19 protein-coding genes are annotated in these 21,092 nt (G+C 53.9%); all 19 read left to right on the plus strand.

Annotated elements, in window-relative coordinates; translation table 11 throughout:
• The first annotated feature begins 224 nt into the window (after positions 1-224).
• Entirely contained in the window at positions 225-1,337 is a 1,113-nt protein-coding gene (locus PJU76_RS12670) for a sigma-54 interaction domain-containing protein (RefSeq protein ID WP_271779297.1), read from the plus strand.
• Positions 1,338-1,499: 162 nt separating this feature from the next.
• On the plus strand, positions 1,500-1,856 hold the full coding sequence (locus PJU76_RS12675; RefSeq protein ID WP_271779800.1) for a flagellar basal body rod protein FlgB: 357 nt from the start codon (positions 1,500-1,502) through the stop codon (positions 1,854-1,856).
• Between the two features lie 9 nt (positions 1,857-1,865).
• Positions 1,866-2,276: a flagellar basal body rod protein FlgC gene (flgC, locus tag PJU76_RS12680; protein WP_271779801.1), complete on the plus strand. Its 411-nt coding sequence runs from the start codon at positions 1,866-1,868 to the stop codon at positions 2,274-2,276.
• 16 nt (positions 2,277-2,292) lie between these two features.
• Positions 2,293-2,646 carry a flagellar hook capping FlgD N-terminal domain-containing protein gene (locus tag PJU76_RS12685; protein WP_271779802.1) on the plus strand — a complete coding sequence of 118 codons (354 nt, stop codon included), beginning with the start codon at positions 2,293-2,295 and terminating at the stop codon, positions 2,644-2,646.
• A 27-nt stretch (positions 2,647-2,673) separates the two neighbouring features.
• On the plus strand, positions 2,674-3,930 hold the full coding sequence (gene flgE, locus PJU76_RS12690; protein ID WP_271779803.1) for a flagellar hook protein FlgE: 1,257 nt from the start codon (positions 2,674-2,676) through the stop codon (positions 3,928-3,930).
• A gap of 12 nt (positions 3,931-3,942) precedes the next feature.
• Entirely contained in the window at positions 3,943-4,686 is a 744-nt protein-coding gene (flgF, locus tag PJU76_RS12695; RefSeq protein ID WP_215888593.1) for a flagellar basal-body rod protein FlgF, read from the plus strand.
• Positions 4,687-4,703: 17 nt separating this feature from the next.
• Positions 4,704-5,486, plus strand: coding sequence for a flagellar basal-body rod protein FlgG (gene flgG / locus PJU76_RS12700; protein WP_215860883.1), 783 nt, complete (start codon positions 4,704-4,706; stop codon positions 5,484-5,486).
• On the plus strand, positions 5,486-6,226 hold the full coding sequence (locus tag PJU76_RS12705) for a flagellar basal body L-ring protein FlgH (protein WP_271779804.1): 741 nt from the start codon (positions 5,486-5,488) through the stop codon (positions 6,224-6,226). The genes flgG and PJU76_RS12705 overlap by 1 nt, the downstream gene beginning before the upstream one ends.
• The gene (gene flgI / locus PJU76_RS12710; protein WP_271779805.1) at positions 6,226-7,353 is read left to right on the plus strand and encodes a flagellar basal body P-ring protein FlgI; all 1,128 of its coding nucleotides are present in this window, start codon (positions 6,226-6,228) and stop codon (positions 7,351-7,353) included. Before PJU76_RS12705 ends, flgI begins: the two co-directional genes overlap by 1 nt.
• Positions 7,331-8,278, plus strand: coding sequence for a glycoside hydrolase family 73 protein (locus PJU76_RS12715; RefSeq protein WP_271779806.1), 948 nt, complete (start codon positions 7,331-7,333; stop codon positions 8,276-8,278). Before flgI ends, PJU76_RS12715 begins: the two co-directional genes overlap by 23 nt.
• A 189-nt stretch (positions 8,279-8,467) precedes the next feature.
• Positions 8,468-10,447: a flagellar hook-associated protein FlgK gene (flgK, locus tag PJU76_RS12720; RefSeq protein WP_271779807.1), complete on the plus strand. Its 1,980-nt coding sequence runs from the start codon at positions 8,468-8,470 to the stop codon at positions 10,445-10,447.
• 11 nt (positions 10,448-10,458) lie between these two features.
• A complete protein-coding gene (gene flgL / locus PJU76_RS12725; protein WP_271779808.1) occupies positions 10,459-11,691 on the plus strand; it encodes a flagellar hook-associated protein FlgL in 1,233 nt (410 codons plus the stop codon).
• A 15-nt stretch (positions 11,692-11,706) separates the two neighbouring features.
• Positions 11,707-12,444, plus strand: a complete 738-nt coding sequence (locus PJU76_RS12730) for a flagellar brake protein (protein ID WP_271779809.1) — start codon at positions 11,707-11,709, stop codon at positions 12,442-12,444.
• A gap of 16 nt (positions 12,445-12,460) precedes the next feature.
• On the plus strand, positions 12,461-13,402 hold the full coding sequence (locus tag PJU76_RS12735) for a DUF4915 domain-containing protein (protein WP_271779810.1): 942 nt from the start codon (positions 12,461-12,463) through the stop codon (positions 13,400-13,402).
• 98 nt (positions 13,403-13,500) lie between these two features.
• The gene (locus PJU76_RS12740; RefSeq protein ID WP_271779811.1) at positions 13,501-17,034 is read left to right on the plus strand and encodes a glycosyltransferase; all 3,534 of its coding nucleotides are present in this window, start codon (positions 13,501-13,503) and stop codon (positions 17,032-17,034) included.
• 62 nt (positions 17,035-17,096) lie between these two features.
• Positions 17,097-18,560 carry a flagellin N-terminal helical domain-containing protein gene (locus tag PJU76_RS12745; RefSeq protein WP_215860038.1) on the plus strand — a complete coding sequence of 488 codons (1,464 nt, stop codon included), beginning with the start codon at positions 17,097-17,099 and terminating at the stop codon, positions 18,558-18,560.
• A gap of 106 nt (positions 18,561-18,666) precedes the next feature.
• A complete protein-coding gene (gene fliD / locus PJU76_RS12750) occupies positions 18,667-20,271 on the plus strand; it encodes a flagellar filament capping protein FliD (protein ID WP_271779812.1) in 1,605 nt (534 codons plus the stop codon).
• Positions 20,261-20,632: a flagellar protein FliS gene (locus tag PJU76_RS12755; RefSeq protein ID WP_271779813.1), complete on the plus strand. Its 372-nt coding sequence runs from the start codon at positions 20,261-20,263 to the stop codon at positions 20,630-20,632. The genes fliD and PJU76_RS12755 overlap by 11 nt, the downstream gene beginning before the upstream one ends.
• Positions 20,633-20,742: 110 nt before the next feature.
• Positions 20,743-21,090 carry a flagellar hook-basal body complex protein FliE gene (locus PJU76_RS12760; protein WP_271779814.1) on the plus strand — a complete coding sequence of 116 codons (348 nt, stop codon included), beginning with the start codon at positions 20,743-20,745 and terminating at the stop codon, positions 21,088-21,090.
• Positions 21,091-21,092 lie beyond the last annotated feature (2 nt).

Consider the following 21,092-nt stretch of genomic DNA (forward strand, 5'->3'; position numbering starts at 1 on the left):
GCCATCCCAAAGGTGGCCTGCCGGGCATTTTCCACGGAGCCACTGGCGAAACGCCTACAAGAATCCTCACGAAATTATCCGACCCCTTAAATCGCTGTTTCTGGGAACTGGTGCTGTCTATATATTTGCTCAGTGCGTGCATATATTATACAATTCGCCTACTTGACGGCTGAGAAAAGATCACAAGATAACTTAATTGTATCATAATCAGGAAAAAACAACTTATGGTCAGTGTTCGACTATTACGCTCCGAAAAAAGTCGCTTAGCATCCGTCATCGGTGAATCGTCAGCCTGGAAAGTTATTCTCAATGCATTGAACGCTCTTTCTAGGGCACCTTCTTCTATATCGGTCTTACTAACCGGCGAAACCGGCACCGGGAAGGAAGTAGTGGCGCGTGCGCTTCATGAGCAATCTGATCGGGCCGGGAAGCCCTTTATCGCAATCAACTGTGCTGCAATACCATCTGACTTGCTTGAGTCAGTGCTTTTTGGCTATGAAAAAGGCGCCTTTACTGGAGCATTGTCAAGAACAACGGGAAAGTTTGAACAGGCTGATGGAGGTACAATTCTTCTAGATGAAATAGGAGATATGCCATTACCATTACAAGCCAAGCTATTGAGGGTTCTTCAGGAAAAACAAATTGATCGGGTCGGCGGACGAGAACCGGTAGATATCGATGTTCGCATTCTTACCGCCACGCATCGAAACCTGCGGCAGGAAGTAATCAGCCGGCGCTTCCGCGAAGATTTGTATTATCGCTTGAATATCTATCCAATAGAGCTTCCGCCATTACGCGAAAGGGCTTCCGATATTCCCTTGTTGGTTAATTATTTTTCCGATCGATTATGCAGCAAGGGGTATCCATCATTAACAATTACTGACGCAGCGCTCGATATTCTGATGCGCTACTTTTGGCCTGGGAATGTACGGGAATTGCAAAACCTGGTGGAACGGTTAGCCGTGCAGCGGTTAAATGGGCACTCCGGACAGATTGCACCGGAAGACCTTCCTAGTTATTTATGTCATCCTTTGGTGGATTCGTTACGCACTGATTATGCCGATAACCCGTGCTCTGATAGATTGACACCCGTAGAGAAATTGGGATTCTCGGTGCTTCAACCCAAAATTTCCGGTGACAATTTCAGTTTACCGGACACGTTGCGCCAGATTGAGCGCACATATATAGAGCAGGCCATGCAACGCGCCAACGGAAATATGTCGGAAGCCGCCAGACTACTGGGCGTTCCGCGGACCACCTTGTTCACTCGCGTGCAGTCGCTGAATATTCCATACATAGAGCGTCGGCGACCAGTTAGGTCATTGAAGAACATTTGATCGATCATACTGCCGCACGAAAAATGGTGCCCTCACGCTTGCGGCACTGAGGTGCTAGCCAAGCTCGCAACAAGCATCCAAATAAATGTAAATTTTATTGTAATCAATAAATTAATGAATGGCATGATTATTGCATATTTTGGCAAACTCTCAGGAGGCGCCATGCTTGCAGATATCACGTTTTTTGGTAAGGCCATGTCCTTGCGCAACGCACAACTGGAAGTGCTGACCAGTAATCTTGCCAATGCATCAACACCAGGTTACAAGGCGAAGAATCTGAACTTCCGTGCCGCCTTCGCGGCCGCTCTTCAGAAGCCCGGAAACAGTGTTGGCAACACTCTACGTTATACGCAATATGAACGAGGCTCGCCGGTCGGCTTGAATGGCAACTCCGTCTCAGCAGAGCAAGTGATGATGCAGATCACACAGACAGCTTTAGCAAGTGAGGCCGACGAACAGTTTGCATCGGGAGCCATCCAATCGATGACCAATGCTATCAACACCTCTTCTGTTTACTAAGGAGCTCACATGTCTTTAATCAGCGCCCTCACCATCGCCGGCGATGGCATGTCTGCCCAATCCATGCGGTTGGCCACGACGGTCAGCAACCTCGCCAATGCAAACAGTGTGACGTCTAGTACAGGAACTCCCTACCGTGCCCGTGAAATCATCTTTGCAGCACAGCCGTTGAGGACATCCTCCAATGGTATGCAACTTGATACCGTGCGCACCGCAGGTGTTGTGCAGAGCAGTACACCTCTTCGTTTACTCTATGAACCCGGAAATCCACTCGCTAATTCTGCGGGATATGTCCAGTCATCGAATGTCAATCCCATCGAAAGCATGGTGAACATGCTCTCCGCCTCGCGCGCCTATCAAGACAACGTCACGGCCGCCAATGTTCTGAAAACCGTCGCCATTAAAACCCTTTCGCTCTAAGTATCAGGAGAAAATCATGTCCATCAGTTCCGTTCTCGCTTCCTCACAACCAGTTTCTCAATCTGTAGCCTCCAGCCTAGTGGCCGGTAGCACAACCGCATCCAGTAGCGGGACGGCCTCTGGCAATATTTCTGGACAAACCATGACTGAATCGGACTTCCTCACATTATTGGTAACCCAATTGCAGAATCAGAACCCTTCGCAGCCGGTCAGCAATAACCAGTTGGCGCAGGAGATCGCTGGGTTCACGACTGCTAACGGCATGACGCAGGCCGATGGCATTCTGCAACAGATCAGCAACCAAATTTCGCAACTCGGCACCACAGCTGCAACAACCACTTCCGGTCAGGCTGCAACGGCTGTCGCCTGATCAACCTATTGCTAAGGAGCACAAGACATGGGTTACAACACGGCAGTTAGCGGCCTAAATGCCGCACAAACCGATCTCAACACCATTGGCAACAACATTGCGAACGTGAATACCGTGGGCTTCAAAAGCTCCAACGCGCAATTTGGCGACCTATATGCCGCATCTATTGCTGGCGCGGCAGGCAATAACACGACCCCGGGCATCGGGGTTTCAACGGTCTCGCTTTCCCAAAGTTTTACCCAGGGCAATGTGACCACTACCGGCAACCCGTTGGACATGGCCATCAACGGTGGCGGTTTCTTCATCCTGAACAACAACGGCACCAATGATTACAGCCGCAATGGGCAGTTTCAGATCAGTTCCGGTGGTTATTTAACAAACAATGCCGGACTGCCTTTACAGGGATATCAGCCGGTACCGGGAACCCCTGGCAAATTCGCCACCGTGTTAGGCAATCTCAAGATCAATAATTCCGCGATGCTCCCTCAAGCGACCACGCAGGCGGGGTTGATAGCCAACCTCAACGCCACCGACCCTGCCATCAATACGACGACAACCCCCTTTAGCACGTCAAATCCAAACAGTTACAATAGCTCTACCACCACGCAGGTATATGACAGCCTAGGAACGGCACAGAATGTCACCCTATACTTCGTCAATGCCAGCGGTACGGGTGGAGCGAACCAGCCGAACAACTGGGATGTTTACTACGCCGCCAACAATAGCAATGGCAATCCGGTTTCATCAGGATCGTTGACAACGCTAACCTTCAACAACAGTGGAACGCTGGTTTCCGGGGCTTCCGGCACCATCAACGTGGCCTCGTGGGGCAATGGCTCGTCAGGCAGCAGCATCAATGTCAGCCTCTCTGGTTCCACACTCACGAACGCCCCTTTCGCCGTGACTTCGGAGACGATCAATGGCTATGCGCCCGGCACTTACTCTTCCATCTCCATTCAGAAAAACGGGGCAGTGGATGCTAATTTCACCAATGGGCAAAGCCGTGCGGTGGGGCAAGTCGCTCTGGCAAATTTTGCGAACTTGCAAGGGTTGTCCCCGACGAGTGGCAATCTGTGGCAGGCCACAGCCGCTGCGGGAAACCCATTGGTCAATGCCCCAGGTACGGCGGGTCTCGGTGCCATTCAGTCTGGTGCGGTGGAGTCCTCCAACGTCGGACTTTCTTCACAGTTAGTGGCAATGCTCGTCGCACAGCAGGCATATCAAGCCAATACACAGACCATCAAAACGCAACAGCAGGATACTGCCGTGCTGCTGCAACTGTAAGGACGACACATTATGGAGGGATCTGCGTATATTGCCATGACCGGGTTACTGGCCGCATCCAAGCGGCTAGACGTGACGGCCAACAATCTCGCCAACGCCAGTACCACGGGTTATAAGGCCGAACGCGCGGCTTTTCGCGCCGTTCCGTTCTTTTACCAAGGACAACCGAATAGGGTCGACGTGGTCGCGCAAAAGAATGGTATGGACCTCCAGCAGGGAGCCATACAGCAAACGGGGCGCCCACTAGATATCGCCTTGAATGGCCCAGGGTTTTTCGTGGTGCAATCGCAGGGTGGCGTGAAATCCTATACACGTGCGGGCAACCTTAACCTGTCGGCGCAGGGAATGCTCATTAACGCGAACGGTCAAGCTGTACTGGGAGTCGGTGGATCGCCCATCTATGTGCCGTCGGGGGCTAGTGTGCGTGTCACTTCGAATGGAACAGTATCCGCAATCCCGAACACCCCAAACGCGCGAGCCGCGAGCGTAGGGCAAATCCTAGTCGTGAACCCACTATCCGCATCCATTCAACCACAAGGCAACGATTTGTTTGCGCCCAACCCGGGACAGAAAGTCAGCATAAAAGGGATTGCGGCACAAATTGTCCCCGGTGCGCTGGAAGGCAGCAATGTGAATCCGGTCAACAGCATGATTCACATGATCAGCGCCTCACGTCTATTTCAGTGGGAAACCCAAGCCGTGCAGACCATTTCCACCGACCAAAAAGATGCCAATTCCATCCCTAGCAATCTGTAAGGAAAGGAGAACGATTTATGCTTCGCGCACTGTCAACCATTCGTACCGGCCTGGAGGCCTCGCAAACGCAAATCGACGTCATCGCCAACAATCTGGCGAATGTGGGCACGACGGGATTTAAACGCCAGAGGGCTTTGTTTCAGGATTTACTCTATCAGAACGTACGTCAGCCTGGCGCACTATCTTCCACGCAGACGAACCTCCCCATTGGTCTGCAATTGGGTACGGGTGTGCGTGTTGTGGGAACACAACCCATCGAAACCCAAGGTAACCTCACGCAGACCAGCGATAGCCTTGACCTTGCCGTCAATGGGAACGGCTACTTTCAGGTGCTCATGCCCAATGGCACATTGGCCTATACCCGCGACGGATCTTTTCAGCTCAACCAGAATGGGCAGATGGTTACCGCCAATGGATATCTGACGCAGCCACCTATTACGGTCCCGGCCAACGCCACCTCCATTACAGTCGCTCAAGACGGCACCGTCACCGCGCAATTGCCGGGGCAGGCCGCACCCACGCAAATTGGCCAAATACAGTTGGCCACTTTCCAGAATCCGGCGGGGCTCCAACGGATCGGCGATAATCTCATGCTACAGACCGGCGCATCGGGTGCACCCAATATTCAGCAGCCGACCATCAACGGTACAGGCGCAGTTATGCAGGGCTACCTCGAATCCTCCAATGTCAACGTAGTGAATGCCATGGTAAGCATGATTACCGCTCAGCGAGCGTATCAGTTGGGAACAGATATGGCCAACACGGCCAATCAAATGCTGGGCTATCTGGCGAATATCTGATGTCGGCGACATTGACGACCTTTACACAAAAGCTGCTTATTGCCATTCAGGCGGCAGTCATATTGGCTGGGTCCGTTGGATTACTCTCTGGATGTGCCGCCGGTATGCCGTTTCATCGCAACAAATCATTTGCACCTCTGCCATTACCCCCGATGACGGCACCACAAACATCATTAGCGAATGGTCAGATTTATCAACCAACCACGGCAGAGAACTGGTATTCAGATCATCAGCCATGGCAAGTTGGCGACCTGATCACAGTAGACATTCTGGAGAATGCCACAGCCAGCAATGCCATCCAAAACGCGACCAGTCGCAAAAGTTCCATTGGCGATGCCATCAGTAGTTTTTTTGGGCTGCCGCTCTCTTTGGGCAATATCGGTGGCAACAAAATTTCCCCGAATGTTACCGCCGGCTCCAGCATCAGTAGTAGCGGTGCTGGCGCATCTACCCAGAGCAACACGCTGATCAGCACCATCTCTGCAACCGTTACGCAGATACTCCCCGGAGGGAATCTGGCAATTCTTGGACAAACCAAACTGAACTCCGGCGCGGGCACCGGCGCGGAGTGGATTCGCATATCGGGAATCATCCGTGAGGCCGATATTGGCAACAATAACACCATCCCTTCCACGGACGTGGCCAACGCGCGAGTGGAATACAGTGGAACTGGCCAAGGGTATCAGGCAGCTAAAATGCCCTGGTTGGCGCGCTTCTTTTTGACATTGTGGCCATTCTGATGCCTGCGACCACTAAGCGCGCGGCGGTACTGTGTCTGATCTTCTACCTGGGTGCCGGTGGCTGGATATCTAGCATATCGACTGCCATGGCTAGCACGGTAGGTCAACTCTCCCGCATCGGGGGAGACCGCACGAACCGGGTCATCGGATATGGATTGGTTGTGGGCTTGCCGGGGACAGGCGATCAAGCGACCGAGGTGCCGTACACCACCCAAACGATTACCAATATGTTACGGCACATGGGCATTAATCTTCCAGCCAACACGTTCATGCAGCCGAACAACGATTCGGCGGTAATGGTTACGGGAAGCATTCCAGCCGATGCGCGACCAGGGCAAAAGTTCACGCTCACGGTTTCCGCCGTGGGAAATGCGAGCAGTCTGCGTGGCGGTATTCTCTTGATGACACAACTGCATGGTGCCAATGGCCAAGTCTATGCTCAGGGACAAGGGCCAGTACTGGTAACAGGCGCAGCCGCTACGGGAGGGGGTACATCCTTGGTTGTCAATAATCCGGACGTGGGACGGATTGTTAACGGGGGAATCGTGGAGGTGCCCTTGCCACCATCCTCGCCGCAAGCAGGCATTATTACCCTACTGTTACGCAGGCCGGGTTATGTCATGGCGGCGCGGATGGTAGAAGCGGTGAACCAGATCTTCCCAGGGTCCGCACAGGCACAGGGACCAGGGGTAGTGGAGGTCCATGCACCAATTGATATGAACGCACGGGTCGGATTTATTTCCGCCCTGCAACAAATCCCGGTCAGCGCCCCAGCACCTCGGCCGACTATTGTCATCAATGCCCAGGATGGCACCGTGGTCATGGGGTCGAATATCCGCATTACGTCCTGTGCGGTGGCTACTGGATCATTATCGGTAAGCATCCAGACCACACCGATGGTGAGTCAGCCGAATATGTTTGGTCGGGGGGTCACAGTCGCTACCAGCAATACTAAAGTCGGTATTAAAACGCATAAGGCACACCTCTTTCTGCTCAGGAAAAGCGCTAGTCTGGAAGATGTCGTACGTGCCTTGAATACCGTGGGAGCCACGCCGGCAGAACTTGCATCTATCCTGCAAGCCATGAAATCCGCCGGCGCTCTGCATGCGCGAATCAAGGTCATTTAATAGAATGGCGCACCCTGTCTTCTCCTCTCTATACCGACCGGCGTGGCCTCTGTCGGACGTGACGCCCCCCCCCGCCAAGGACGTGACACAAGTATCCATGGTCGGAAGATCTGCCCTGAATGGAAAGGGTGCAACCAGCGCACAGAGAGGAAACCCTGCTGCCAACTATGCTCAGGCCGCACAAACAGCTGAACAATTTGCTGGGGTATTTATTGATCAATTGCTCGAGCGCATGATGCCCAAGCTCTTTGGTTCCGCTGCCGGCGCTGGCACTTATCAGGCGATGCTTTTGCAGTCTCTGTCCACGCAATTGTCACAGACCGGCAATGGGATGGGCCTCGTTCCGATACTGGATAAAGCATTGGGTATTCCCGCGTCGACAGTGACCCCTATCGGGGAAACACCACCAATCATTCTTGAGCCATCGCTGCCGAACGCAGGGTGGACAGGGGGGAATATGGGTTCTTCGGCCACGCTTTCCGCTTCGGCACGGGCATTTGTCGCGCAACTAATCCCTCTCGCCAAGCGCGTTGGCAGGCTTCTGGGGATTGCTCCGAAACTGCTTCTGGCCCAGGCGGCGTTGGAAACAGGTTGGGGCGCCCATATGATTGGGAATAACTTGTTCGGTATCAAAGCTCTTCCTGGTGAGCCCAGCGTACTGGCACCAACAAACGAAGTGGTCGATGGCATCCTGACGCCGACCATTGCGGCTTTCCGTGCCTTTTCCAGTGTCGGGGGCTGTATGGAGCACTACGCGCGACTCATCAAAGAACATTACCCACAAGCGATGGAGACTGGAGACAATGCGCAAGCATTCGTTCAAGGTCTTGTCCGCGGTGGCTACGCTACCGACCCGGCATATGCCGCGAAAATCATGCAAGTGGCACAACTGCCGGTCTGGTCCCATATTTTGAGTGCACCATGAAGCAATACCGGTGGTTCTTAGTTCTGGGGATTGGCGTCTGCCTGATATGACTTCTCCTCGCTTTACCCCACAGGCAGAACTGTCCTGTGCAAGTTAGCGTCTGCACAGGAACGGCATTTGTGTCGTAATCTCCCTAGGTAGGATGCGAAAGAAAATTGCGTGGCGTGATTTATAGAAGGAGCACCAACGATGTCATTAACCAGCATTCTCCAAGTGGGCTTGTCCGGCGTACTAGCGAGCGAAAACGCTCTGCAGACAGTATCCAACAATATCACCAATGAGAATACACCGAGTTATGTCAGAGAGACCGCCATCCTTTCCGAAAATGCTAGCCAGCCCAAGGCCTACGGTTCTCTGGGCGCAGGCGTTGGCACGCAGTCGATTCAGCGCAACTTCAGCAGTTATGCCGAGAACCAGGTGCTCAATGCAACCTCCCTGGCAACGACCTTCAGCGGGCAAGCCAACACACTGAGCACCCTTTCCAGCCTGTTCCCGGTGGGATTCACTCAATCTGGGCTTCCGGCAGCCATCCAAGCGTTTTTTGCATCCGTGCAGACTTTATCGACAAATCCTTCCAGCATTCCCAACCGGCAAAGCGTGCTCTCGCAAGCGGGGAGCTTGGCCGCGCAATATCAGAACGCGACCACAAGCATCAGTAACACCCAAACCTCATTGGTGCAGCAGATGCAGCAATCGGTATCGACGATTAACGGATTGAGCACTCAACTGGCGTCGATCAACCAAGAAATTCTAAAAAACCCAAAGGGAGCCCAAGTTCCCAATAGCCTGCTGGACCAGCAAAGTGCCGCTCTGACTTCTCTGGCTGGCCAAGTGGGTATCAGCACCATCCAGCAACCCAACGGGACCTTGATCGTTGCCACGAAAAGCGGTGCGACACTGGTAGATGGAAGCCAAAGTCTGCAACTTCGGGTGCAAACGGGCGGCACCTATCAGCAAGCCGGTCAGGCGGGTATTATTTACCAGCCCACCGGGCAGGTACTTACCAGCAAGATCACGGGTGGTCAGCTCGGCGGGGCCATTACCGCGCAGCAGCAGGTCAGCACTATTCAGTTACAATTTGGATTACTGGCACAAGGCATAGCTGCGGTTACCAATACACAGCAGGCCCAGGGTGTGGATCTCAATGGTAACATCGGTCGGCCAGTGTTTGCCGTCAGTGGCCCGCAGGTTTTCCCTGCCGGGAGCAATTCGGGTAGTGCCATTGTTTCGGCGGCGATTACCGATCTGTCCGCCACCCCCCCCACCACCTTCACGCTGGAATACAACGGCTCTCAGTGGAACGTTACAAATGACGGTACCGGAAGCACCACAGCGATGACTGCTTCTGGAGGTCAGTTAGCTTTTGGCGGTATGACCGTGGGTATCAGTGGCACCCCTGCGACAGGGGATAGCTATTTGGTGAATCCGGTAGGCAGTACCGCTGGCTCGTTTCGAGTAGTCATGACTAATCCCAATCAGGTGGCGGCCGCAGCCCCTTATGTGGCGAGCGCTGGATCCCTGAAAAATGGTGGATTGGTCAATACCAATGCAGGCACGGAAACTCTGTCTTCGGGGATGGTACTGGCGCCATCAGGTTCGGCTGCATCGGGCGCGGCAGTGATTGCTTCCGGCTTCTTCGGGCAACCCTTGACCGTCACCTTTTCAGGCGGCACGCAATTCAACGTTACGACCAGTGGCGGGGCCTTTGTTGCGTCTGGCACATGGTCCGCGAGTGGCACTACCGCGCTAGAAGTGCAGTATCCTTCCAACTCCTTGGCGTCCGGATCCGTTTTTGTTTTTTCCTGGGCTGGTGGTACACCAGCTTCTGGAGACACTTTTACTTTGAGCAGCGGCGCTCCAGGAAGCAATGCTAATGCCGTATCCATGTCACAAGCGGCCAGCCTGCCGGCACTCTCTGCGGGCTCACTCAATCAGTTCACCGCAGACATGTCGAACTCCTATGGTAATCTGCTGCAGGGTGTTAATCAGGGCGGTGCTGTGGCACAGACTACGTTGACCCAGGCAAAAACCGCACTCTCCAATATCTCGGGCGTCAACCTGAATGCAGAAGCCGCTCTGGTGGTAAGCTACACGCAAGCCTATCAGGCAGCATCTGCGGTGATTCAGACATCCAACACCCTTTTCCAGAATTTGCTGCAATCGATATAAGGAGCGAAATCGTGATTTCGGCCATCAGCACCCCCAATAGCTACGCCTTGCCTACCAATGCCATTCTGGCGGACCAGTCGCAACTCACGATGCTGAACCAGGAGCTCGCCACTGGTCAGGCGATCAGCAATCCAGGAGGCAATCCGACGGCTGCATCCCAGAATGTGCAAATCACGCAACAAATTGCCGCACTCACGCTTGACGGAGAAACCGCCGGGTTGGCACAATCCAGTCTGCAGACCCTGTCTTCCACCATAGGTAGCATCAGCAGCCTGGTGCAGTCTTTGCGGCAAACGGCGCTTACTGCCGCCAATGGAACCGTGAACGGACAGGACCGACAGGCGCTGGCCATCTCTGTGAACGAAGGATTACAACAGCTACTACAGCTAGGCAACTCTCAAACCCCGGACGGTAATTATCTCTTGTCTGGGAGCCAGAGCAGTACCAGTCCTTTCGCGCTCAATGGCGGCGCCGTCTCCTATGAAGGAAATGCCGGCACAAATCGTCTGCAAATCGCGCCAGGCTTGACGATCCCGACATCACTTTCTGGGCAATTTTTATTGATGGATATTCCTACAGGTAATGGATACGCCGCAGTGAACGCGGCAAGCGGTAATGTTGGTGCAGCAACGGTGGCCGTGGGTGGCGTTACGAACTTGGCCGCAGCCACCGCCATGGACGTGCAGAATCAGTCCTACTCGCTGCAATTCAGCACAGGATCCGCGGGAGCTTCCGGGTACGCGGTCGTTAACGCATCGGGAACCACGGTCGCCAGTGGCTCATATACACCAAATACGGTCATTGATGTGGCGGGCAGTCAGTTCACCTTGCAAGGCACACCTGCGGCCGGCGATGTTTTTACCATTGCGCCCGCTAAAAACCAGAGCCTCTTCCAAACTGTGCAGCAGATGTCTACCCTGCTCTCCCAGGGAGGATCCGGCGGTGCGCCAGGCGCGCAATTTGATCAGGGGATGAATAACATCTTGTCTAATTTCAATCAAGGCCTCACTCGACTGCTGACCGGACAGGCCGCCGTCGGCAGTTCACTGGCCCAAATCAACGCAGTCAGTCAGACAAACTCCACCCAGCAGACCAATGATGCCATCACCCAAAGCGGCCTCATCTCCGCCAACCTCCCGGCAGTGGCAACGGCCTTTGAGCAGGGCAGCACGGCACTGCAAGCGGCGCTTGGTGCCTTTTCCGCCATTCAAGGAATGAACCTCTTTACGACTCTCAAACTGTAAGAGGAGCAATAATCTGTGCATCCGCATCACGAAAATCTTGTCGGTTGGGAAGCAATCCCTCGAGGAGCGATAGCTCGCATTATTGCTTCCGCACGTGCACAGCAAGCGTTGGTGGACCTGTCCTTTGAAAATATTTCGTCCAGTATGCATTTTCTGAAAGACGCAACACCAAACATATTGCTGGATATTGGCGTGGGGCATTCCAGAATCCCCCAAAAGGGTACGATAGTAACTGTGCGCTGGCGTCGCGCCGAGGATGGCTATCATTATGGATTTCAGACCACATCGGATGGAGTTATCCGGCACAGCGATGGTCATGAGGCGGTGACATTGGCATTCCCAAAGGCCTTGCTGCGTACCCAGCGTCGTAACGCCTACCGGGTCCCCGTGGATCTGGATACCGCACAAAGCCTGACGGTTCAATGGGGTGATCATGTCGATTACAAGTCAACATCGGCCTTTACCCATGATCTAAGCATTACCGGTGCGCAACTATCTTTCTCGACCTATCTCGAATGTCCAGTTGCGATAGAAATTGGGCAACGATTGGAAATCACTGTGAACTTGCAGGGCGAGCATTACGGAAGTATCGCCCAGGTTGTGCGCATGGAAAAGGTAGGCACGCCCGATGACCATTCAGCCGGGCGCGAACGTGTGCTGTTGGGTGTTCAGTTTATTGATCCATCACAGCCGTTTCAAAATGCGCTGGAAGCCTATGTCTCTCTTCAGCAGCGATTACTGCTACGACGCTAGCCCTGGTAGATGTATCATGCATGTGTTCGACGACATTATTTTTAGCGCTCCCAATCAAGGAGGGGGCGTTTTTTCATGCCGCAACGATGCCATTATTTGTTTGGATGATCGACCTACATGCGGACTATCGCTGGCGCCTGGGAAGTTGGCTCGTGCTGTTCAGGCTGAGGATGCGGTGGTACTAACCAACGCTGAAGGTGGACAAGAATATCGTGGGCCGTGGGCAGATATTCATGATGTTCTGCTCACTGAACAGGGATTTTATCTCGTCTCCACCGAAACTTCAGAGGTTTTACAGTGGGACGTTGCAAAAAAAACTGTAGCGGGACGGTGGCAGTTCTCTGAGCATCGCGATTCGTGGCATATTAATTGTCTGGGAATCGTCCACGAAGAACTTTGTTTTACGGCTTTTGGGGATTTTTCAGAGGCACGTGGCTATAAAAACAATTCCGCCACCCGTGGTTTTCTTCGATCCATTCATGACACCAAAAATCCTTGGCTTGAAGGTCTGAGCCAACCACATTCCATCCTCACGGCACAGGACGGCTATCTGTATCTTTGCGACTCAGAGACTGGAAATATCAGGCAGTACACGATGGAATTCACTCTACAACGCACCTTGAACATTGGCGGCTATTCACGTGGGCTTGCCTGGCGGGACGGGATACTCTTTGTTGGGTTAAGTGCTTCGCGTAACACTGTAGAGAGTGAGCATCAGCAGGCAAAAATCGTCGCTTTTGATACCAAAACATGGACAGAGATTGATAGAATCGTCGTTCCCTGCCAAGAAATCTATGATCTGCTGATATTCGATGACCGTGAAGAATTCCTGTTCTGGGTAGAACGTATTTTGATATATGAGCGTACCCGTGCATTAGATAGGATCCGATCATTAGAAGAAAAACTAGCCGGTAAAACCAACGAATGCGCGAGATTGCATGTTTTTCTAGGATATTAGGGAGTCAACGCAGGAGCGGGAAGCACGCCGAACAAAAATTGGCATAAACATTGCATTACGGCGTTAATGGATTTATTGCTCTGGGGATTTTTTAACACATGTCCGATCATTTCGAGGAATATCACAACCATCCACGCCCCGAACTAGTTCATGCATTTTTTCGTAGCCCAGGACTCGTCTTGGATGTCGGCTGCGGAGGCGGTGCTACGGGCAAGCTCATCAAGGAAAAGTGGCCGGATGCGCGAGTAATCGGGATGGATATTGATCCAGACTCCCTCAACAGAGCCCGACAGCTACTGGATGCAGTGGTAACCAGCGCCAAAGACCCCACCCTTAGTGATTTGTCTTCGGCCGGCATCAAAACTGCCTCGATAGACACGCTTATACTTGCTGACATACTGGAGCACCTGGAGAATCCTTGGAAATTTTTGCGCTGGATTCGCCCCATGTTGACCCATGATGCTCAGGTTATCGTTTCCTTGCCCAACGTACGCAACCTGGGAGTGATGCGGCAGGTGTGCGCGGGCGACTGGCCGTATGCCGATAGCGGTTTGCTCGACATAACCCACCTGCGGTTCTTCACCAAGAAAACCGCAGCAGATATGCTCCAGGCTTGCGGGTACGAGGTGCTTTATACGGGGCTGGTGCCCGATGTGCGACTCAGTCATCAAGGTCGTCCAGATCATACCGTACTGATCAATATTCAAGGCGGCGCCTTGCATGGCGTCACGCCGCAAGCCTTTGATGAATGGACCGCTTTGCAACATCTCTTCACAGCTCGTTTAAGCGCCACGGCGGACGAAATGGCATCAGATACGCTGCCGTCCGCTGACGAGGACCGCAACTGCGTTCAAATGCAGTTGCAATCGACTCCAACGCCAGAGGAAATCTGGCGGCAAAACCAAGCATTACAAGCACAGGAGCGGGAATGGCTGCTAGAAGCTCGGCAATCTCCAACCGCGCCAATTTTCCAGGTCGTCCTCCGTCAGTCGGTACGTAATGTGCAGTCTGCCGAGCGCGCGGTGCAAAGCCTGATCAAACAAATTGTCACTCCGAACGCGGTAATCGTCCTGCAAGCATCCACGGAAATTCCCATTCTTTGGCCTGAATTGCCAACTGCTTGGTCAGTAGTTCAGGGCTTCCCCATAAACGATGCCATTGTTGCGCTTCCCAATCCGGAAGATGCATGGGTTGTTTTTGTAGACTCTGGTGACTTTCTGGCAGAAGATGCCTTGGCCCGTCTGGGGGTATCCATAGCCGCGCATCCGCAATGGCGTGCAGTATATAGCGATGAAGATCTGGTAGACGACCACGGTCGGCATAGTCATCCGCATTGCAAGCCAGATTTCCATCTCGACACGCTGCGTAGTCTCCCTTATATCGGTGGATTGTTCGCCATTCGCAAGGACTTTCTCAAAGCCATCGGCGGATTGACGTCTTCTTTCCCCGGCGCCGAGGAGTATGACGCCATCCTGCGGGCCGCGGAGGTTTTGTCTGAAAACGCTGAACCACTGATCGGCCATGTGGCGCGGATACTCTATCATCGTGGTCATCGCTCCGGGAGCGGGGAGTTCTCCGTAAATACCATCGTGGACTCCGGGCGGGCGGCTCTTCTTGCCCATTTACAGCGTACCGGCGAGCGGGCCACGGTGGAATATGGTCCTGTGCCGGCTACCTATCGGGTGGTGTACGAACTAGAACGCGAGCCATTGGTCACGATACTGATTCCCACCAAGGATCAATTTGGTTACCTGAGTCAATGCGTGGAGTCTGTCCTCGCACAAACAGAATGGCCGAATTACGAGATTGTTATCATCGATAACGGGTCTACCGCACCGGATGCCTGTAACTATCTGGACGCCCTGGAATCCAACGAAGAGCAAATGGAGGGCCGCCTGCGCGTATTCCGGTACCCAGGCCCTTTCGACTATACAGCCATGCACAACGCTGCTGTAGAGAAAATGGCACGCGGTGAGGTCCTCCTTTTTCTGAACAACGATACCGCCTGTCTACATCCGGAATGGCTGCGCAATATGATGCGGCACGCTCTACGTCCAGCCATCGGCGCAGTTGGCGCAAAGCTGCTCTTTCCCAATGAAAAAATACAACATGCAGGCGTGATCATTGGTTTGTCTGGCGGGGCCGCCGATCATCCTTTTTTAGGGGCTGACGCCACAGAGCGTGGATATTATGGCCGCCTGATCCTCACCCAGAATTATGAAGCAGTTACGGCGGCCTGCATGGCGGTACGCAAATCGCTCTTTTTGGAGGTCGGCGGGTTCGATTCGCAGTTTCCTATTCAGTTTAATGACGTAGATTTTTGTCTCAAATTGGGTGCCAATGGTTACCGTACGGTCTGGACTCCGGATGCCATTCTGATGCACCACGGCTCCGCTAGCCAGCGCGCCGAGACCGAAGGTAGTCCGGAGGCCGTGAAGAAGGCTCAGAATGTCCTGTCCGAAGGCAACGATCGCATGTTCCGCAAGTGGTGGAATAAAATGCGGCGGGATACCGCCTATAATGCCAACTTCACCCGGCATGGTCGCGGGTTCCAACATGAGATGGTACCAGCCTTGTTCTGGCAGGACGATTGGCGCCCGCGTCCGCGTGTATTGGCTCACCCAGTCAATAGGGAAGGCACCGGCGAGTATCGGATTATTGCCCCGGCTCGGGCCCTGGCACGTTCTGGCCATCTCCAGTCCATCGAATCCATGCAGTTGCTGACCCCACCGGAAATGGCACAACTGGCGCCGGATAGTGTTATCTTCCAGTTGCAAATGGAAAATCATCAGTCGGCGACCATCGAAAACTGGCGACGTTACAGTCCGGACACGCTCCGGGTCTTCGAAGTGGATGACTTGGTTATTCATTTGCCCATGAAGAATGCGCATCGTCCTCAAATGCACAAGGATCTCTCCGCACGACTTCGCGCGGCGCTCAAGACCATGGATAGATTGGTGGTAACGACCGAGCCTTTGGCGCAAGCCTATCGCGGTTGGATCGATGATATCCATGTGGTACCGAACTACCTGGAGCGTGCACGATGGGGTAACCTAGTCAGCAGCCCTGCTGGTGGCGGCGAGAAGCCCTTTGCAGGATGCAAACCACGTGTCGGATGGGTCGGTGGCGTCAGTCATCAGGGTGATCTGGAATTGATTGCCGATGTAGTAAAGGCTACGCACCAATCCATTGACTGGGTATTTATGGGCATGTGCCCTGACGCAATGCGTCCTTATGTGACTTTTGTGCCGCCTGTCCCACTGGATCAATACCCGCAAAAAGTCGCCTCTCTGGGGTTGGATCTGGCGGTGGCTCCACTCGAAATGCATCCTTTCAATGAAGGCAAAAGTCATTTGCGCTTGCTAGAGATGGGGATATTGGGTATTCCAGTGATCTGCACCGATATTTTCCCGTATCAAGGCGGGTTCCCGGTACTGCGGGTAAAAAACCGTTACCAGAGTTGGCTCAACGCTATCCAGGACGCGGTGGCTGACCGCCCCGCGCTCGCACAGTCGGGACAGGCCCTTAAGGCGCATGTGGAGGCACACTGGATGCTGGAAGACCATCTGGATGTATGGGTCGATGCATGGACCGTCTCGCGCGCAAGGACAAATTCCACAAGCGTGACGTAAAGGGAGATAAGGCGGCACCACGGGGTGCGCCGAGATCCTTTCACCACAATGAGGGAAAAATCATGTCTACTGCTTTCGGTTCTATCAATACCAACGTTTCCGCGCTATCCGCGCTGAATTCGTTGGGCACCACCAATCAGACCATCACCGGCCTGGAAAATCAGTTGTCCACCGGGCTTTCCATCAACAGCCCGGCTAACAACCCGGCGGGCTACACCATTGCCCAGGGTTTCACCACCCAGATTAACGGTTCCAACCAGGGCATTTCCAATGCCAACCAGGCCGTCTCGCTGCTGCAGACCGCCACCGGAGCCCTTGGCCAACAGACGAACATCCTGCAGAACGTCCGTACTATCGCGGTCCAGGCCGCCAACGGTTCCAACACCAGCGCGGATCTGGCATCCCTGCAATCCACTGTCGGTCAGTTGGTGGCACAGGTGTCCACCATCGCGCAGCAGACGCAATTCAATGGCATCAGCCTGCTGAATGGCAGCTTTGCCGGCGTCCAGTTTCAGGTTGGCGCCAATCAGGGTCAAGTGATTGATGCCAGCGTCGGCAGTACCGCGGCGACCAACCTGGGTGTGTATCAGACGGCGGCGGCTTCCGGCACTTATACCGCAAATGGGACTGCCGGCGGAAATTCTTACGTGATTTCCTCATCTGGCGCTTTCACGTCTGGCAGCATGAGCATCTTGGGCAGTGTCGGTAGCGGATCGGTGAGCGTCAGTTCTTCTGGCGAATCGGCAGCTTCTGTTGCCGCCAGTGTTAATAATGTCTCCAATCTGACCGGGGTCAACGCACAGGCCTATACCAGTGTTGCGTTCAATGTTACGTCTACCGGCGATATCAGCTTTTCTCTCGGTAATGGCACCAGCGGCAGCCAGACTAACGCGGTGAACATTTCGGCGAGCGTAACCAGCGATACAGCGGCAGGACTTTCCAGCCTCGTGCAATCGGTGAATAACAACACTTCCACCACAGGCATCGCCGCCTCCGTGAATACCAGTAACCAACTGGTCTTAACTGATGTGAATGGCAATAACGTGAGCATCGCCAATTTCAGTGGCGCGGTCTCGCTCGGTACGAGCAGCACCACTATTTCGACCAGCACCTCTGGCGCCACGGTTCAGGGTTTGGTGTCCTTCCAGTCCGCCAACGCTTTCACGGTTTCCGGTGGCTCTAATGTCGGCGTCACCAGCGGCAGCGCGCTGATCAATCTGACCCAGGTGAACGTGGGTACCCAGCAGGGTGCCAGCAATGCCATCACTATTATCAGCTACGCCCTGCAGCAGTTGAATCAGCAGGGAACACAGCTGGGTGCGGTGCAGCAGCGGGTACAGAGCGCGTTGAGCAACCTGCAGACCACGGCTACCAATGATCAGGCAGCGCGATCGGTTATCCAGGACGCCAACATCCCGCAGGTCAGCACAAACCTGACCCAGGCACAAATCCTCCAGCAGGCGGGTGTCGGAGCACTCTCAGTTTCCACCCAGACGCAACAGGCGTATCTGAAGTTGATTCCGTAAACCACCATGTGGAGCGCTTCGGCGCTCCCCGTGTCCACTGCCAAGTGCGCCTGAATCAGAGCGCACTTGGCAGTGGGTAAACCACCGATGCTAAACAGGTGCTTGCATGTCCCTATCCGGTATACTCAGTTCCAGTCAGGTCACCTCTTTGATCACTGCGGCAGAAAATCAATATAACGCTCCCGTGAAAATTTTACAGGGCCAGGAAACTCCCCTAAAAACACAGATCAGCGCGCTGGGCAATATTTCCTCGATCCTGGCTTCGCTGCAAAGTGCAACACAGGGATTGAATCATCTTTCTACATTAGCGCAGACCCAAGCCACCGTCGGAAACAGCAGCATTCTTTCGGCCTCTGCAAATAACACAGCGCAATCTGGCACTTATCAGGTGACGATCTCTGGTCTTGCGGCGGCCCAATCGCTCTATAGTCAAGATTTTTCCAGTCAAAACACCACGGTGGGCACAGGCACCATCGGCATAACGGTCGGAAGTGGGACCACTGTTAATGTGCAGATTTCCGGCACCAATAACACATTGGCCGGTATTGAAAATGCGATCAACGGCGCCGGCGCTGGCGTATCCGCGAGTCTCGTGTATGACGGAACGGGTTATCGGTTGGTAGTGGCTGGCAACCAGACGGGGGCCGCAAACAGCTTTACCATCAGCACGACCGGTTCGGCACTGTCCGGGTTTGCCTACACCTCCGGAACCACAACGATGACGGAGAGTCAGTCAGCGCAAAATGCGTCCGCCACGGTCAATGGCATTGCTGTCACTTCGGCCACAAACAGCTTTTCAGGGACGATCCCGGGAGTTTCCTTTGCGGTGAGCGCTACCGGCAGCACGACGATAGACGTGTCTCCATCCAGTACAGCGGCAAAGACCACCATAGCCAACTTCGTTAATGCCTTTAACGCGGCATCCACAGCCATCCAAAAGGCCACTGCTTATACTCCGGGGGCCGCCAGCGGGCAATCTGGCAGCGGTGGGCCATTGATGGGGAATCCCATCATCAGCAGCATCGAAAATCAGATGTTATCCTTAATTTCCACTACCACGGCAGGTGGTGTCTCGGGTGGTGCCGATGCCATCGGCTTTGGGAATGCCGGAATCACTCTGACTTCCAGCGGCACCATCACCATTGACAGTGCCGCACTGACATCCGCCTTAAGCACCAATTATAACCAAGTGCTGGGTCTTTTTGGTGCCATGGGGGGGTCCAGCAACCCCAACGTACAATATGCAGGCTCTGCCGCCGGCACCGTCGCTGGCGTCTACACAGTAAACGTCACCACCAACAGCAGCGCACTAACCTCAGGCACGGTGAATGGATATAGCGCTTCTGGAACCAACGGTAGCATGACCGTGGAGAATGGCCCGGCGCAAGGATTGTCTTTGAATATTGCCCCCGGTGTAACCCCAACTGCGACCCTTTTCTTCAACCAGGGGGTCGCGCAACGTCTTGGGAGCCTTCTGAATTCCGCGTTGGGCACCAATGGTACACTACAGCAAGCCGAAAACAGCGATCAAAACCAGATTACGGCGATGAATAAGCAGATCACCAGCTATGAGAAAACCACTCAGGCACAAATCCAAGCCATGATCGCACAGTTCTCGGCTTATGAGAATGCGTCATCTTCTGCCGGTCAAACCAGCAACGAGCTCAATGCAATCTTCAGCAATCTATTCGGGGGCAGCAGTGGCGGCTAATCCTTATCAGGTGGTGCGCGATGAGACCGCTACCCCGATTGATCTGTGGGACCGTGGTTACAAACGCTGTGTTGCTTTGCTATCCGGCGCGAAACGTGCCATTGAGCAGCGCGAGCATGCGCAGCAGGGACGTATGCTTTTTGATGCATTCGCCATCGTTGAGTTCTGGACGGCGGCCTTGCCGATTCAGGAAGAGGCTCATGACGCGTCAACCCCGGGTTTGGCGCCCCGCCTTCGCATTGCGTATGAATTCATTCTCAACAAAATTGCGCATGGTAACGCCTTTGGGAAAACGGAAGACCTGGATGAGGCAATCCACATGCTTGCGCACCTGCACAGCATTTTCCATGCGAAACATTAACGGGCGGCGCGCTTAACCACGGCACGCAACGATCTGAAAAATAATAAGTTATTTTTGGAACAATTATTGCATTCCAAAGGAACGGTTTGTATCCTTTGGAGAATATATACGTGACCCCATCCATCCAGGCGGTTGGCGCCTCCTTGGCGCAGAGCCTGCTCCAACTCAAAACGGAGACGCTTCCGTCTTTGCCTACCATTTCAGCGGCTGGTGGCGGTGTCGGCTCGGATCATAGCGGGTTCGCAGCACTGATTACACACGGGTTATCCATCGTCTCGCAGGCACAAGCCGCCGCCGGCGCCAACGAAAAGGCATTTGCGGCCCAGGTTCCCGGGGGCCCGTCCCTGTCACAAACCATGCTCTCCATGCAAAAGAGCAGCATTGCTTTTCAGGAGCTTATTGGTATTCGAAATGAATTGACGCGCGGATACATAACCTTGATCAGCATGCCGGTATAAGT

The sequence above is a fragment of the Acidithiobacillus ferriphilus genome (assembly GCF_028215975.1).
Classification (GTDB): Bacteria; Pseudomonadota; Gammaproteobacteria; order Acidithiobacillales; family Acidithiobacillaceae; genus Acidithiobacillus; species Acidithiobacillus ferriphilus.

Coding starts and splice junctions, on each gene's coding strand:
- PJU76_RS12735 (WP_271779810.1), top strand. CDS start 12,461: ATGCATGTGTTCGACGACATTATTTTTAGCGCTCCCAATCAAGGAGGG.
- fliD (WP_271779812.1), top strand. CDS start 18,667: ATGTCCCTATCCGGTATACTCAGTTCCAGTCAGGTCACCTCTTTGATC.
- PJU76_RS12670 (WP_271779297.1), top strand. CDS start 225: ATGGTCAGTGTTCGACTATTACGCTCCGAAAAAAGTCGCTTAGCATCC.
- PJU76_RS12745 (WP_215860038.1), top strand. CDS start 17,097: ATGTCTACTGCTTTCGGTTCTATCAATACCAACGTTTCCGCGCTATCC.
- PJU76_RS12740 (WP_271779811.1), top strand. CDS start 13,501: ATGTCCGATCATTTCGAGGAATATCACAACCATCCACGCCCCGAACTA.
- flgF (WP_215888593.1), top strand. CDS start 3,943: ATGGAGGGATCTGCGTATATTGCCATGACCGGGTTACTGGCCGCATCC.
- flgE (WP_271779803.1), top strand. CDS start 2,674: ATGGGTTACAACACGGCAGTTAGCGGCCTAAATGCCGCACAAACCGAT.
- PJU76_RS12705 (WP_271779804.1), top strand. CDS start 5,486: ATGTCGGCGACATTGACGACCTTTACACAAAAGCTGCTTATTGCCATT.
- flgI (WP_271779805.1), top strand. CDS start 6,226: ATGCCTGCGACCACTAAGCGCGCGGCGGTACTGTGTCTGATCTTCTAC.
- flgC (WP_271779801.1), top strand. CDS start 1,866: ATGTCTTTAATCAGCGCCCTCACCATCGCCGGCGATGGCATGTCTGCC.
- PJU76_RS12685 (WP_271779802.1), top strand. CDS start 2,293: ATGTCCATCAGTTCCGTTCTCGCTTCCTCACAACCAGTTTCTCAATCT.
- flgK (WP_271779807.1), top strand. CDS start 8,468: ATGTCATTAACCAGCATTCTCCAAGTGGGCTTGTCCGGCGTACTAGCG.
- PJU76_RS12715 (WP_271779806.1), top strand. CDS start 7,331: ATGCGCGAATCAAGGTCATTTAATAGAATGGCGCACCCTGTCTTCTCC.
- flgG (WP_215860883.1), top strand. CDS start 4,704: ATGCTTCGCGCACTGTCAACCATTCGTACCGGCCTGGAGGCCTCGCAA.
- PJU76_RS12675 (WP_271779800.1), top strand. CDS start 1,500: ATGCTTGCAGATATCACGTTTTTTGGTAAGGCCATGTCCTTGCGCAAC.